Origin of the sequence: Lentilactobacillus farraginis DSM 18382 = JCM 14108, from assembly GCF_000583655.1 — a bacterium.
Classification (GTDB): domain Bacteria; phylum Bacillota; class Bacilli; order Lactobacillales; family Lactobacillaceae; genus Lentilactobacillus; species Lentilactobacillus farraginis.
On sequence record NZ_BAKI01000016.1, the window covers coordinates 20,221 to 35,514 of the forward strand.

The window sequence follows — 15,294 nt, forward strand, 5'->3', positions numbered from 1 at the left end:
ATCTCTCCTCTATAATTCTTCAGAAATAACGTTTTGATTCGTGAAAATATCAATGTTGCCGGCAATGTGAATGGCGGCCTCGGCGATTTCTCGGGCACTCATATCTTGGGCATGGTGTTTCATTGCCGTTGCAGCCGCCAATGCAAAATTGCCGCCCGAACCAATGGCCAAAATGTCATCATCGGGCTCAATTACCTCACCCTGGCCTGAAACCAGCAGTAAATCTTTATCGTTCATCACAATTAACAGTGCTTCAAGTTTTTGTAATTGTTGATCACCGCGCCAATCTTGGGCCAATTCAACGGCGGAACGTTTCAAATCGCCATCGTATTGATTAAGTTTCTTTTCAAATCGTTCTTCAAGATTAAATGCGTCGGCAACACTTCCGGCAAAGCCGACAACAACTTTGCCGTCATAAATTCGGCGAACTTTGTGGGCAGTTCCCTTCATAATGACTTTTTCACCCATCGTTACCTGGCCGTCACCCGCCATTGCCAAATGGCCACCGTGACGTACAGCTACAATTGTCGTTGCTTCAAATTTTACTGGCATAATAAACTCCCTTACTTTTTTGGTTTTAGAGATTGACTATTTCTTGGAAAATACTTTTGATAATCACTCATTAAGTGTGACTTGGTAACGTGTGTGTAGATCTGGGTCGTTGATAAGCTGCTGTGGCCCAGAAGCTCCTGCACAGACCGCATATCGGCACCGTTATTGAGCATTTCGGTCGCAAACGTATGTCTTAACATATGCGGATGAATGTTGGTTGTCAAGCTGCTTGCCTTAATGATGCCATCTAAAATATACGCGATTCCTCGAGATGTCAATGGTTTCCCGTAATGATTAACAAAGAGATAATCATGTTTTTGGTGATATTTGGTCATAATCGGTTCCCGCGAATATTTCAAATAAGCTTCGATTGCAGCTTTAGCCGGATCACCAAACGGAATATACCGTTGTTTGTTTCCCTTCCCAGTTACTAAAAATACCTGATTGTTCAAATCCATATCCTTTAATTGCAGATTAACACCTTCGCTTACCCGAATGCCAGTTGAATAAAAAACTTCAAGAATTGCCGAATTTCGGAAAGCCAATGTGCGTTCACCGGTTTTAGCTGCTGAAAAGAGCGCTTGCATTTCATTGGGATAAAAAACCGCGGCAGGCGCCGATTCTGGTTTTTTAAATGAACATATTCAAAAGGATTATTTTTAATGGTCTCATTCTTAATCAAGAAATTATAAAACGAGCGCAACGCCGATATCTTTTGTGCGATGCTATTACGCGCGTATTTCTTTTCGTAAAGACTGGTTAAGTAAGCTTCCACATCAAAGGAATCGATTTCTACCAAAGTTTCATGATCACCCGGTATTTCCTTTAAGAACTTTAAAAACTCGGTCAAATCATTTTGATAAGCCAGAATGGTATCCTCTGAATAGTGACGTTCACTTCGCAGATACTTTAAAAACCAATCCATTGTTTGGTAATCATCCATGCCAATCCCAGCTTTCTAAACTTAATTCAATCGAACTACTTAATCATATCAAATTACCCGTTAAATTTCTTGGTAATTAGGTGATTATTGCTAATATTTAGAAAATCTCAAACATTTGTTCGAATAATAATATTATAACACAAAAAACCGCATCCACAACGGGATACGGTTTTTAGGTAATTAACGTGGTCGAACAGAAGCCTTAATACGAGCAGCTTTACCTTGTAGGTTACGCAGGTAATAAAGCTTGGCACGACGTACGTGACCATGTCTGATAACTTCCAGTTTATCAACTCGTGGTGAGTGAAGTGGGAAAATACGTTCAACACCAACACCGTTACTTACCTTTCGAACGGTGTATGTGGATTGAATACCTGATCCCTTACGTTTAATAACAACGCCTTCGAATAATTGGATACGTTCTCTGTTACCTTCAACAACTTTAACGTGGACGCGAACTGTATCTCCGGCACGGAAATCCGGCATATCATCCCGCAGTTGTTTTTCGTTGATCATATCGATCAGTTTGTTTTGTCGCATGAACAAATCTTCCTTTCACTAACATTCATTATCTTGTTCGACAGCGGAATGTTGTTTTGCGGCTTGCGCCAAAAGTTAGTGTACCACAGTCGTTACTCTCCTGTAAAGTGGTTTTTCTTGTCAGAAGTATTTAGCCGTTGCTTTTCCGCTTCTTCAATTCGGACATCGGCCAATAATTTCTTCTGGGTGCTGGTTAATTTTTGATGATCAATCAGGTCCGGCCTTCTTAAGTAGGTTCGTCGAAGTGCCTCTTTTTGGTTCCACAGTGCAATCTTTTTGTGATCACCGTTCATCAACACTTCAGGAACCTTCATCCCTCTAAAGTCAGCCGGCCTGGTATATTGCGGTTCTTCCAGCAGTCCGGTTGAAAAGGATTCTTCTACTTTGGACTGATTATTTCCCAAGACACCCGGAATCAGCCTGGTAATGGCGTCTATCATCACCATTGCCGGCAATTCACCGCCGGTCAGAACAAAGTCCCCCAACGAATACTCATCGGTCACAATGGACCTGATCCGTTCGTCATAGCCTTCATAATGGCCACAAATAAATGTCAAGTGTGTATCGTGGGATAACATCTCCGCGTCAGCCTGCCGAAATGTTTTGCCGGCAGGATCCATCAAAATAACTTTACCATCGGGGTACCCGGCTTCTGTCGAAACCTTTTTGGTATGCTCGTAGGCATCAATAATCGGTTGCGCCTGAAGCAACATCCCGGCACCGCCGCCAAACGGGTAATCGTCAACATGTCGGTGCTTATCTTTGGTAAAGTCGCGAAAATTGGTAACGGCTAAATCAATTGTCTTGTTTTCAATTGCCCGGCCGATAATCGAATCGTGCATCGGTACCGTAAACATTTCCGGAAATAAACTTAAAACATCAATCCGCATCATCCAAGCCCTCCGGAATCTCAACCATAATTCGATGATTCTCCAAGTCAACATCTTTAATGACCGAATCAATTTTTGGCAGCAATAGGTCTTTTTTGGCTTTTCGCTGTACAACCCACACATCATTGGCGCCGGGTGACAAAATTTCTTTAACCTGGCCGACTAATTGGTCGCCTTCGTAGACGTCCAAACCGATAATTTGATGATAATAATATTCCCCCGGTTTTAGATCATCATTTGAAAGACTGGTTTCATCAATCATCAACTCGGAAGGTTTAAGAAATTCAACGTCATTGATGGTCGGGTAGCCTTTAAAGTGTAATAAAATAAATTGCTTATGTTTTCGAACACCATCAACTTCCAGGGGAATTAACGTTTTGGATTTGGCAGTCCGTGCGTATAGCCGGTTGCCAACTTTAAAGCGCTTCTCAGGAAAATCAGTAATCGTTACGACCCGTACTTCCCCCTTAACTCCCTGTGTATTGACAATTTTACCAATGTTATAGTAATTCATTTAAGCCTCCGTTTAAAATAATAAAAAAGCTCTCAAACAAAACCTTCGTTTCGCTTAAGAACCCCTTTATTGCTTTTCATCGTCAACGATTAAACGAGCTTTTTTCGGCCCATCAACTGGAACACTATAAACAATTGTCCGGATAGTTTGGATAACATGACCATGCTTTCCAATAATTCGACCAACGTCCTCTTCATTTAACCGAAGATGGTATTCCATAAAACGATCCGACTCATGGTGCGAAATTTGAATTTCGTCAGGATAATCGACTAACGGTGAAACTATTTTTTTAATTAATCCATCAACACTAACCATGATGATAAATCACTCACTTACTTTTTTGAGTATTTAGCTTCGTGATATTTCTTCATGATACCTGCATCTGATAATAAATTACGAACTGTATCAGATGGCTGCGCACCGTTATTCAACCAGTTCATAATGGATTCCTCTTCAAGAGTAACCTTGGCTGGTTGCGTTAATGGGCTATAAGTACCAACGTTTTCGATGAAACGACCATCACGAGGGCTGCGTGAATCTGCAACGACGATACGGTAGTATGGACGCTTCTTTGAACCCATGCGCTTTAAGCGAATCTTAACTGACATGCATTTTACCTCCTATAATCATTTAACGATTAATAATATACCAGCATTTGAAGTGCTTGTAAAGGTTTTTTTCTTTACACCATTAAAACTCTTTAAAAGATTAGCTTTAATGCTTCTTTTTGCGTTTCTTTTTTAATCGCTTTCGTTTATTCTTTTTCATTTTGCGACTAAATTGTTTCATCGCCAAATTGGATAATTTGCCGCCCATGCCGGTTTGATTCATCATATTTTCCATTCCGGACATGTTGCCTTTGGAAACCTTATTCATCATTGTTTTCATCTGGCCAAACTGTTTGATCATGCGGTTGACTTCCTGAATTGGACGTCCTGATCCCCGCGAAATCCGCCGCCGTCTTGAGGGATTCATGACATCCGGATCAGTTCGTTCCTGCTCGGTCATGGAATAAATAATTGCCTTTAAGTGATCCATGTCTTTGGGACCCATGTTAACATTTTGAAGCGCCGGGTTATTGGCCATTCCCGGAATCATTTTCATAATTTCATCCAAGGGACCCATTTTTTGAATCTGATCAAGTTGGTCAAGAAAATCATTAAAATCAAAAGTATTTTCCTTGATTTTTTCAGAAAGTTCCTCAGCTTGCTTTTGGTCATATTCTTTCTGGGTCTTTTCAATCAGGGAAAGCATGTCCCCCATTCCCAAAATTCGGGAAGCCATTCGATCAGGATGAAAGACATCCAAATCGGCCATTTTTTCTCCCTGACCAACAAACTTGATCGGCTTACCGGTCACGGCCCGAATTGATAGTGCAGCCCCGCCCCGGGTATCGCCATCCAACTTGGTAAGGACAACCCCGGTAACGTCCAGTGCCTTATCAAAGCCTTCCGCAGTCGCAACGGCGTTTTGCCCAGTCATGGCATCAATTACCAGTAAAATTTCATTCGGGTTGACTGCTTCTTTAATGTCGCGCAGCTCGCCCATTAACTTTTCATCGATTTGAAGCCGACCGGCGGTATCGATAATCACATAATCGTTATGATCGGCTTTCGCCTGTTCCAATCCCCGTTTGGCAATCTCAACCGGATCGACATCCGTCCCTAACTGAAAGACCGGTACATCAATCTGCTGGCCAACTGTTTGCAGTTGTTCGATGGCAGCTGGTCGATAAACGTCATCCGCGATCAACAATGGGCGGGCATTCTGCTCATTTTTTAATTTGAGTGCTAATTTACCGACTGTCGTTGTTTTACCGGCACCTTGAAGCCCGGACATCATAATAATCGTCGGAATTTTAGGCGCTTTATTGAGCGGAACCGCTTCTTCTCCCATTGTTTTGGTTAATTCTTCATCAACTATTTTAACAATTTGTTGAGAAGGATTCAGCCCCTCAAGCACTTTGGCACCTTTTGCCCGTTGCTCAACTGTCTTGACAAATTTTCGGACAACTTGGAAATTAACATCGGCTTCAAGCAACGCCAACCGGATTTCCCGCATGGTTGCCCGAAGATCGGCTTCACTGACTTTTCCTTTGCCACGAAGCTTTTTCATCGCGTTTTGTAAACGTTCGGTTAGTCCTTCAAAAGCCATTTTTTCACCACTTTCATTCTTCTTCGGTAGTTTCCAAACTACTAATCATTTTGTTTAATTCGGCATCATGGGGATAGTGTTTCGCTACGTAAGCCTGAATTTGATCCAACTTTTCATTTCGCTCAATGAAATTATGATATAAATTGAGCTTGTTTTCGTACTGCTGCAAAATTTTCTCGGATCGGCGAATGTTATCATAAACTGCTTGGCGGCTAATATCATACTCTTCTGCAATTTCACCCAACGAAAAATCGTCAGCATAATACAATTGGATGTAATTCGCCTGCTTTTTTGTTAAGAGCGGTTCGTAAAATTCAAATAAAGCATTGATATAATTTGTTTTTTCAAGTTCATTAGCCATACCCGGGCTCCTCTAATCGCGCAATTTACGATTATTATTCATTAACCGGCTGTTGACAACAGCCCCACACATCTACTTAGATTACCGGCTTTTTATGAAGCCGTCAACTCCGATTTCAATTACGACGGTACTACTCTGAAATCAATCCCTTAAATAAGCCATAGACAAAATCATTGGGATCAAACGGCTTTAAATCGGTTACCTTTTCACCCAGTCCAACATATTTGACGGGTAAATGAAGTTCCGAGCGGATTGCCAACACAATTCCGCCGCGGGCAGTCCCGTCAAGTTTGGTCAAAACGATCCCGGTAACGTTTGTGGCCTCTTTAAACATTTTGGCTTGAGTCATCGCGTTTTGCCCGGTAGTCGCATCAAGTACCAGCAGGACCTCATGCGGGGCTTCAGGAATTTCACGAGTCAAAATCTTCTTCATTTTGCTTAATTCGTTCATCAAATTGACTTTGTTTTGAAGCCGACCAGCAGTATCAACCATTAGGATGTCATAATTTTCATCCCGGGCTTTTCTGACCGCATCAAAAACAACTGATGACGGATCACTCTTGGGCTTGCTTTTAACAATTTCAACACCGTCACGCTCTGCCCATACGTTCAGCTGTTCAATTGCACCGGCTCTAAATGTATCGGCAGCCGCCAAAACAACTTTCTTTCCCTGATCCTTATACATTTTGGCCATTTTTCCAATCGTCGTCGTTTTACCGACACCATTGACCCCAACCATTAAAATGACCGTTGGACCGCTTTTGGCCATATTAATAGCTGCATTTTCACCATTGCCGGCCTGATCATACAAGTCAATCATTTTTTCGACAATTACGTTTTGAACATCTTTAGGCTTTTTGGCATTTTTCAGCTTGACTTCTTCACGAAGTTCGTCAGCGATTCGCATTGACATGTCAAAGCCAACATCCGATTCAATCAGCATATCTTCCAAATCGTCAAAGAAGCCCTCATCAACGTGCCTGAAATTAGCCAATAAGGCATTTAACTTTTGACCAAATGATGATCTGGATTTAGCCAATCCTTTTTCATAAGAAGTTGTTGTGGCCGTTTCTTCGGTCGCCGAATCGTCTGGCACCGAAGCGGCCGACGATGACCCGGCTGCTTGTGAAGATGTCGGTGTCACAGTTGATTCCGGCTTTTCAAGTTTACCTTCAGTTTCGGTGTCAACTGCGACATTATCCTGAGAAGGCGCTGGCGTCCTGATTGATGCTGCTTTCTTCCTGGCAGTTGCCTCAGCTGAATCGGCCGCCTGCGAATCGGGCGCTTTGACATCATCCGGTGCAGCCTCAGCGGATGCCGACGCTGTTTCTTTAGCCTGTGGTTTCTCCGATGAAGCTTCGCCTACATCACTTGCCGGCACCTCACTGGCGGGCTCGGCCGTTAAATTTGCTTTTGATTGGGCAGCTGAAGCCGATGATTCAGCCGATTTCGAGTCGCTTTCAGGGGCTTGGGTTTCCGGTTCGGCCGGTTTTTCTTTTTCCTCATCCTGATTTTTCTTGGAACGTCGTCTAAAAATATCAAATAAGCCCATTTAACTCACCTCTGTTTTTAAATTATCCAAATTAACACTGACGACTTTTGAGACACCTGATTCCTGCATCGTAATTCCATAAAGCGTATCTGCATAAACCATAGTTTCTTTCCGATGGGTAATAACAATAAACTGGGTTTCATTACCGAATTTTTTCAAATACCGGGCAAACCGATCCGCGTTGTACGGGTCCAGAGCTGCTTCGGCCTCATCTAAAATACAGAATGGGACGGGCGAAACTTTAATGATCGCAAACAAAAGCGTAATGGCTGTCAACGCCTTTTCGCCACCGGAAAGCAGACTTAAACTCCTGTAATTCTTACCAGGCGGCTTTACCATAATTTCAATCCCGGTTGTCAGCAAATCATCCGGATCTGTTAACACCAACTTGGCTTCACCACCGCCAAACATTTCAATAAATACCTTTGAAAAGGCCGCCGCGACCTTGTTAAAAGTTGTTTGGAACTTCTCGGTAATCGTATGATCCATCTTATTCATCGTTGAAGTCAAGTGATTCTTTGCATCCAACAAATCCTGACGCTGTTTCAGCAAAAAATGATACCGATCCGAAACGTCTTGGAACTCTTGAATTGCCGAAATGTTAACCGGTCCGATCTCTTCAATTCCCATTTTTAATATTTTAATTTGGCTGGTAAGTTCATTAAGATCCCAGTGCCAATCCGACCGCTCCAAATCGGCCTTGGTAACATTAAAAATATTCTTTAACCGTTCCAGTGAGGCAGTCAGGTTTTCAGTCAACTCCTGGTACTGCTTTTTAACGGCTTTCTGTTCGAAAACAGCAGTCGTTAGGTTCGACTGTCGGTTCTGCAGTTCGGCTTGAAGCTGATCATACCGGCTGTCGGCTTGGCTGACAGTTTCTTTTTTTGTATTTAGTGAGGCAGTGATGGTCTTTTGTTCAGCAATGTCTCGCTCAATTGCCTTGCCAATCTCTACCGGATCAATCTGTTCCGCTAAATCAGCTTTCAAAGTTGAAAGCTGATTTTTCAGAGATTGACGTTGTGCCTTTAACTGTGTCAGTTGACTGGTAAGCCGTTTTTGATCGTCCTGGTAATGTTGGAGCTGCTCCTTTGAAATGACGATCTGATCATGAAGCGACTGTTCTTTTCGTGAAAAAAGCTCGGCATTCTTTTTAACGTTGCCAAGTTGTGCCTGGTTGGCCTCTATCTTAGTGCTGGTATCTTTAATCTGCTGATCCAAACGAGCCTTTTGGGCAACCAAGTCCTGTTCATTTTGACTCTGATTTTGCTTTTGAGCATTAACCAGGGACAACTTCAACGTTTCCAAATGTCGCTTCTTGGCAGCCTGTGCTTGGCGCAGGGCCGTTAATGTTTTTGTCTGGTTATCCAGCTGTTGTTGTAAGCGAAATGTCGTCTGGCGGCTTTGATTATAACCAGTTCGAATCTTTTCAAGTGCTTCCTTGGCCGTTTTCAACTGGTGTTCTTTTTGCGATAATCTGCCAGCCATTTCATCCGTTGCCCGATTTAATTTTTCCAATTCACTTTTTTGCACCAAGACACCCTGATTGGCTGATTTATTGGCACCACCGGTCAATGAACCGCCGGCATTAACAACCTGACCGTCCAGTGAAACAACTCTGGTTCGATGATGAATCCGCTGGGAAATTTGAATGGCGTTATCCAACGTATCTGCGATGACCGTTGTCCCCAATAAGAATTGTTTGATTTCACGAAATTCCGTTGGCATCGTTATAAGTTCCGATGCAATGCCAATATAGCCGGGCACCTGTTTGGCAGCTGTGACCAAAGCGGTATTCAATCGACGGGCTTTAATGGTTGAAACCGGCAATAACGTGACTCGACCATACCGGTTTGAGGTCATAAATTTAATTGCCGCCGAAGCACTTTGATTGTCCGTTACAATAACGTGCTGTGCCTGAGATCCAAGGGCTGTTTCAATCGCTTTGACAAACCGATCATTTACTTTTAGGTAATCAGCAACCGGCCCATAAATACCGGAAAGCGCGTCCCGATGCCTTAATAAGTTGGCCGTGCCGCGGTAAAAAGCTCGGTAGGAATCATGAAGCGACTTCAATGAATCGGCTTTCGCCCGCGCCTGCTCGGCAACCTTTAAGGCCCCCAGCCAACTGCTTTGCGTTTGATCAACTAATTGACTTTGATTCTTTAATTGCACCTGTAATTGCGTTAAATTCTGTTGTTCGGCCTTTAGCGCCGTTTGTGATTTGCTCACCTTTTCGGCCTGGGTCTTAAGTTGCGGCTCATAAGATGCCAGTTCCTCATTAACCTGCTCAATTCTGGCTTTTTGAGCATTTACTTGTTCTTCAAAACGTTGGCTGTCTTTTTGATTTAAAGAGATTTGATTCTTAAGATCACTTTGTTGCTGTAAAAGATCAAAATACGCTGCGTGGAGTTGTTTGATCTTTTCCTCAATAATTGGCACCTGGTTCTGGTCAGCCTGCTGCCGGATCAGTCGCAGTTGATCCCGATTTTGAGCCAATCCGGCTTTGGTTTGATCAACCGAATGCTTCGCCCTGGTCAGCTTTTCTTCAAGCTCGCTAAGCTGACTGGCCGTTTTCTCAAGCTGCCCGGTTAACCGCTGTAAATCCGCGTTCTTAAAGCTATTTTCCTGTGATGATAACTGTTGCTTGCTTTTTAGCGACTCGATATGCGTTGTAATTGACATTAGTTTTGAATTTAAAGTATCAACCGTCTGACGATCCTGACCCAACCGATCTTTCAACGTATTTCGCTGCTGCTTTGTTTTTTGAATTTGGACCGTCAGTTTTTTAACCATCGCTTCAGCATCTTTTAACTGGTCTGCCAGCTTTTGTTTCTCTTGAAACCGCTGCTTAATAGACATAATCAGCTGTCTTTTTTCCAACTCATCAAGCCGTTTTTTTTGATCCAAATAATCTGTTGCTTGGCTGCTTTGCTCCTCGAGGGGGGTAATCTGACTTCTAATTCATGAATAATGTCGTTAACCCGGTCCAAATTATCACTTGTCTGCAAAATTTCCGATTGCGCGGTTGATTTTTGCCGCTTATATTTATAAACTCCGGCGACATTTTCAAAAATCGAGCGACGATCAATTGGTTTGCTGTTAAAGATTTCTTCAACATTTCCTTGCGAAATAATTGATAAGCTTCCCTGACCGATTCCCGTATCCATGAAAAGATCGGCAATATCTTTTAAACGACACTGCTTCTCATTGATAAAATAGGAACTATCACCATTTCGAAAAAGCTTTCGCGACACCTTGATTTCCGAGTATGGTGAATCAAGGTAATGATCAGAATTATCCAACAGCAAAGTAACGGCCGCCATATTAAGCGACCGTCTATCAGCTGATCCTGAAAAAATAACATCGGGCATTCTCGACCCACGCAAGTTTTTGGCAGACTGTTCTCCCAGAACCCAACGAATTGCTTCGGCAATATTACTTTTTCCGCTGCCATTTGGGCCGACAATACCGGTCATGCCATTTGGAAAAGTGATCGTTGTTTTTTCGGCGAAAGATTTAAAGCCAATGATTTCAATGGATTTAAGTTGCACGATGTTTCTCCAATCTAAACTAAATTATCTTCCCGTTTGCTAAAATGCTTTAAGGCTTCCTGAGCAGCCCGTTGCTCGGCGTCCTTTTTAGAGTGACCAACACCAACTCCCAAAACCTTATCGTCAATAGAAACGTTGACTTTAAAAAGTCGATCATTGTCAGGGCCGTATTCATCAACCAACTCGTAGTCAATATCAACCGGTCCGTCTTCTTGAGCCAATTCTTGTAACTCAGTCTTATGATCAAAGAATTTGGCAAACATCCCCTCGTCCAGTTTCGGAAAGATGACCTGCTGCACAAACCCCTCAACCACTTTTTTACCCTGGTCCAAATACAGTGCCCCGACAAATGATTCAAAGATATCACACAGTAACGAGTCACGGTCCCGAGCGCCGGCTTTTTCTTCACCCTTTCCCAGCCGAATGTACTTATTAAAATGGCATTCCCTAGCAAACGTACTAAAACTTTGTTCATTAACCATTGCTGCCCGCAGTCTGGTCAAACGGCCCTGGGGTAACTTGGGATAACGTTTAAAAATATACTCTGAAACAATCAACTGAAGAACGGCGTCTCCGAGAAACTCCAGCCGTTCGTAAAATTTTAAATGTTGATCACGATGTTCATTGACGTACGAGGCCTGTGTAAAAGCCTCATCAAGTAAATCCTGATTATCAACATGAATATTAAAGTCATGCTTTAACATTTCATTTAATCCTGGTATCAAACAATTGCCTCCAATTTAATTTTCACGGTACTCGGCTCATCACTTTATTTATCACACAGCCTAGTTTTGATGACTCATTACATAATCGACAGCTTCATCGATTGTATTTAATTTTTCCGCGTCTTCGTCGGAAATTTCAGCATTAAATGTATCTTCGAGATCAAGGACAAATTCAACAAAATCAATTGAATCAGCATCCAAGTCCTTGCGGAAATTCAAACTGCCGGTAATTTTTTCCCGGTCAATATTGAATTGATCGGCTACCAGATCGGCAATTTTGTTAAATACTTCTTTTTTATCCATATATTTTACACCTGTCTCGCTTTATTAATTCAAACTTTATTAAATTCAAATCCCATTATAGCAAACTATTTACTGTTTTTGATAGTCTCTTTGATTTCCTGGAGCTGATCAGCATGACTTGTCAAATAGTCATTTAATTCAGGAATCATTTTCGAATCAATCATTTGTTTAATTTGGCCAATGGTATTTTTAACCGTTGGCGCTTTGGTGCTGCCGTGGGTTTTAACAACCGGTGCTTTAACACCCATTAAAACAGCACCGCCGTACTGGGAATAGTCCATTGCCTTGGCAATTTCACCAAAAGTCCCCTTTAGCATGGCAGCACCAAGTTTGGCAGAGACACCACCCGACATAATCCGACCCTTTATCAAATGAAGCATGGATAAGGCCGTACCTTCAATACTTTTGAGAACTGCGTTACCCGTAAATCCGTCGGTAACGACAACGTCGGCTGCACCGTTCAACAATTCCCGTGATTCAACGTTGCCAATAAAGCGAATATCCTGATCGTCCTCAAGCAGATCATGAACTTTTCGATGGTCCATATTTCCTTTATCGGCTTCGGTACCGTTGTTCAGCAGACCAATTCCTGGATTGTCAACCTTCATGACGTTGGCCGCATAATATTTACCCATTAAAGCATATTGATACATATTTAACACTTTGGTATCAGCGTTGGCACCAACATCAAGCATTACAAAATTTTTCTGCTTTTTATCGGCGACTACCGGCAGGGTTGTTGCAAGTCCCGGTCGGTCAATCCCTTTAATCCGGCCGATAATGAATAATCCGGCCGCTAATATGGCACCCGTGTTACCAGCTGAAAAGAAAGCATCTGCCTGCCCTTCTTTAACGGCAGTCGCAGCCAGTACCATGCTGGACTGCTTTTTGGTCCTGATGGCCTTAACGGCTCATCGCCCATCTCAATCACCTCATCGGCCTGCTTAATTTCAATTCGGGTATCATCTTTTAAGTATTTTTGAATCTGATCGGTTAATCCAAATAATAAAAACTCAATCTCCGGGTAAGCATCCCTGGCAAGTGCAACACCTTCAACAATTTCTTTAGGGGCGTAATCGCCACCCATTGCGTCAACAGCAATTTTCATCTTGAATCTCCTTAATCGTAATTAATAGTTTGACTAAATTGTAAATACTTTGCTAATTGTACATTTTCCGGTTTGGTTTTCCAATGTTTTTCAGCAGTAATCCTTTGTGCTTCCTGATTGGCAACCGTTAGAATATTTAAATCACCAACCGGGTCGGCAACTTTGAAATCAGGCATCCCCGATTGCTTTTGACCGGTAATATCCCCCTGACCACGAAGTTCCAAATCCTTTTGGGAAAGAAAAAAACCGTTTGTACTGCTGGCAACTGCCTTCATCCGTTCCTTGCCGATTTCATTAGTTGGATCGGCAATCAGAATACAGTACGCCTGCGTGGCACCCCGGCCAACCCGGCCTCTTAACTGATGCAGCTGAGCAAGCCCAAAATGATCCGCGTCAAAAATCAACATGGTGTTGGCATTGGCCACGTCGACTCCTACTTCAATAACCGTTGTCGCAACCAAAACCTGAAATTGATTATTTTTAAACTGAAGCATTGTGGCGTCTTTTTCCTGATTGGACATCTGGCCATGCAGCAGGCCAACCTGATATTGGGGTTCAAAGATAGCTTTAAACCGTTCAAAAATCGCAACGGCATTCTTCATATCAACCGCTTCTGATTCCTCAATCAACGGTGTTACCACGTATACTTGATTACCACTGTCCAATTGTTTTTTGACGAACCGAACGGCGGCATTGGTTTTACTGGCGGTTATCCAAGTTGTTTTAATGGGTTTTCGACCGGAAGGCAGCTGGTTAATAACCGAAACGTCCATGTCACCATACATTGTAATCGCCAGTGTCCGGGGAATCGGCGTTGCTGTCATGGCCAGCATATTGGTGCTGGTCCCTTTTTGACGCAACGCTTGCCGTTGATTAACCCCGAATCGATGCTGTTCATCAATTACCGCCAATCCCAGATCGGCATACTGGACATCGGCTTGAAATAAAGCGTGGGTACCGACTACCAAATCAACTTCACCGGTCTGAATACTTGGCAGCATGGCCTTTCTGGCAGCAGCCGACGTATCCCCTGTTAACAGGGCGATATTAACGGGTAGACCGGCAAACATTTTGGCAAAATTATTGGCATGCTGCTCCGCCAAGATTTCAGTTGGCGCCATAATTGCCGCCTGCTTATTAGCACTGATCGTCGCTAAAATAGCGGTCGCGGCCACCACCGTTTTACCACTGCCGACGTCTCCCTGAAGTAGTCGGTTCATTTGAATGGGTCGGGATAGATCAGCGAGAATCTCTTGAATCACCTTTTGCTGCGCCGCTGTTAGTTTGAACGGTAAATTTTCTTGGAATTTTGTTACTACAGATTCCTGATAGTTAATTTCAGCTTGGGGATCCTGCTTGCGATGCGCGGCTTTTAAGATTTGAACCTTCATCGCAAATAAAAAGAATTCCATAAACTTGGCAGTTCGAAAAGCGCGCTGAGCCGCCTTGGGAGATTCTGGGAAGTGAATATTTCTAATTGTGTCCGAAAAAGATTCCAGTCGATATTTAGCCCGCAGTGAAGCGGGAATAATATCGACTATTTGATCATGATAAGTTTCGTAAGCCAGTTTGACCAATGATTTGATGGTTGCCTGTTTGACCTCTTTATTAGCTGGATAAATTGAATCAAACGCATTTGAAGTCTGCGCATTTAAAATCTTCATTCCCTGAATCTGGTTTCGCGCTCGGTTATAGGTTCCAAAGACAATCAACTCACTATTAGGCTGAATTTCCCGCTTCAACCATGGCTGATTAAAAAAGGAAACCGTATAAATTTGATCATTTATTCTCAGCCTAAAAACCAGCCGACTTCTTTTTCTACCAAAATACGTCAACATCGGTGGGGCAATCACCAAGCCTTTCACCGTTACTTTTTGACCATCAACGGCACTTGAAGGATCTTTAATTGAAAGGTCGTCATATCGGCGGGGAAAATAGGTTAACAAGTCGTTGATGGTATTAATCCCCAATTTATTAAGGGCAACCTGTCGTTTTGTGCCCACACCTTTAAGTACCGCTACTGAATCATTTAAACCAGCCAAGTCAACCGTTCCCTTCCCTTCAAAAATCACGACCATCGTTCTCCGTTAATCCAAAAGCA

The 15,294-nt window shown here is 42.8% G+C and carries 12 protein-coding genes and 3 pseudogenes; all 15 read right to left on the reverse strand.

Features of this window, described 5'->3' with window-relative positions; translation table 11 throughout:
* Positions 1–9: 9 nt before the first annotated feature.
* The 15 genes and pseudogenes from hslV to recG all read right to left on the reverse strand — a co-directional run bounded on the left by hslV (position 10) and on the right by recG (position 15,235).
* Complete coding sequence (hslV, locus tag JCM14108_RS07090) at positions 10–552, reverse strand: ATP-dependent protease subunit HslV (RefSeq protein WP_035179654.1); 543 nt, start codon at positions 550–552, stop codon at positions 10–12.
* Between the two features lie 11 nt (positions 553–563).
* Positions 564–1,495: pseudogene (xerC, locus tag JCM14108_RS07095) on the reverse strand (tyrosine recombinase XerC).
* Between the two features lie 180 nt (positions 1,496–1,675).
* Positions 1,676–2,035: a 50S ribosomal protein L19 gene (gene rplS, locus JCM14108_RS07100; RefSeq protein WP_035179656.1), complete on the reverse strand. Its 360-nt coding sequence runs from the start codon at positions 2,033–2,035 to the stop codon at positions 1,676–1,678.
* A 92-nt stretch (positions 2,036–2,127) separates the two neighbouring features.
* Complete coding sequence (trmD, locus tag JCM14108_RS07105; protein WP_035179658.1) at positions 2,128–2,925, reverse strand: tRNA (guanosine(37)-N1)-methyltransferase TrmD; 798 nt, start codon at positions 2,923–2,925, stop codon at positions 2,128–2,130.
* Positions 2,915–3,439, reverse strand: coding sequence for a ribosome maturation factor RimM (rimM, locus tag JCM14108_RS07110; RefSeq protein ID WP_035179661.1), 525 nt, complete (start codon positions 3,437–3,439; stop codon positions 2,915–2,917). The genes trmD and rimM overlap by 11 nt, the downstream gene beginning before the upstream one ends.
* 66 nt (positions 3,440–3,505) lie before the next feature.
* Positions 3,506–3,754, reverse strand: coding sequence for a KH domain-containing protein (locus JCM14108_RS07115; RefSeq protein ID WP_035179663.1), 249 nt, complete (start codon positions 3,752–3,754; stop codon positions 3,506–3,508).
* 17 nt (positions 3,755–3,771) lie between these two features.
* Positions 3,772–4,047, reverse strand: a complete 276-nt coding sequence (rpsP, locus tag JCM14108_RS07120) for a 30S ribosomal protein S16 (protein WP_035179666.1) — start codon at positions 4,045–4,047, stop codon at positions 3,772–3,774.
* Positions 4,048–4,153: 106 nt separating this feature from the next.
* On the reverse strand, positions 4,154–5,593 hold the full coding sequence (gene ffh / locus JCM14108_RS07125; protein ID WP_035179669.1) for a signal recognition particle protein: 1,440 nt from the start codon (positions 5,591–5,593) through the stop codon (positions 4,154–4,156).
* Positions 5,594–5,606: 13 nt separating this feature from the next.
* Positions 5,607–5,954, reverse strand: a complete 348-nt coding sequence (locus tag JCM14108_RS07130; protein ID WP_035179672.1) for a putative DNA-binding protein — start codon at positions 5,952–5,954, stop codon at positions 5,607–5,609.
* Positions 5,955–6,084: 130 nt separating this feature from the next.
* Positions 6,085–7,506 (reverse strand): signal recognition particle-docking protein FtsY, encoded by a 1,422-nt coding sequence (gene ftsY, locus JCM14108_RS07135; protein ID WP_035179675.1) that lies wholly within the window; start codon positions 7,504–7,506, stop codon positions 6,085–6,087.
* Positions 7,507–11,057: pseudogene (gene smc, locus JCM14108_RS07140) on the reverse strand (chromosome segregation protein SMC).
* Between the two features lie 14 nt (positions 11,058–11,071).
* Positions 11,072–11,782 carry a ribonuclease III gene (gene rnc, locus JCM14108_RS07145; protein WP_035179678.1) on the reverse strand — a complete coding sequence of 237 codons (711 nt, stop codon included), beginning with the start codon at positions 11,780–11,782 and terminating at the stop codon, positions 11,072–11,074.
* Between the two features lie 60 nt (positions 11,783–11,842).
* Positions 11,843–12,085 carry an acyl carrier protein gene (acpP, locus tag JCM14108_RS07150; protein ID WP_035179680.1) on the reverse strand — a complete coding sequence of 81 codons (243 nt, stop codon included), beginning with the start codon at positions 12,083–12,085 and terminating at the stop codon, positions 11,843–11,845.
* A gap of 65 nt (positions 12,086–12,150) precedes the next feature.
* Positions 12,151–13,193: pseudogene (plsX, locus tag JCM14108_RS07155) on the reverse strand (phosphate acyltransferase PlsX).
* Between the two features lie 11 nt (positions 13,194–13,204).
* Positions 13,205–15,235: an ATP-dependent DNA helicase RecG gene (gene recG, locus JCM14108_RS07160; protein ID WP_035179720.1), complete on the reverse strand. Its 2,031-nt coding sequence runs from the start codon at positions 15,233–15,235 to the stop codon at positions 13,205–13,207.
* Between the last annotated feature and the right edge of the window lie 59 nt (positions 15,236–15,294).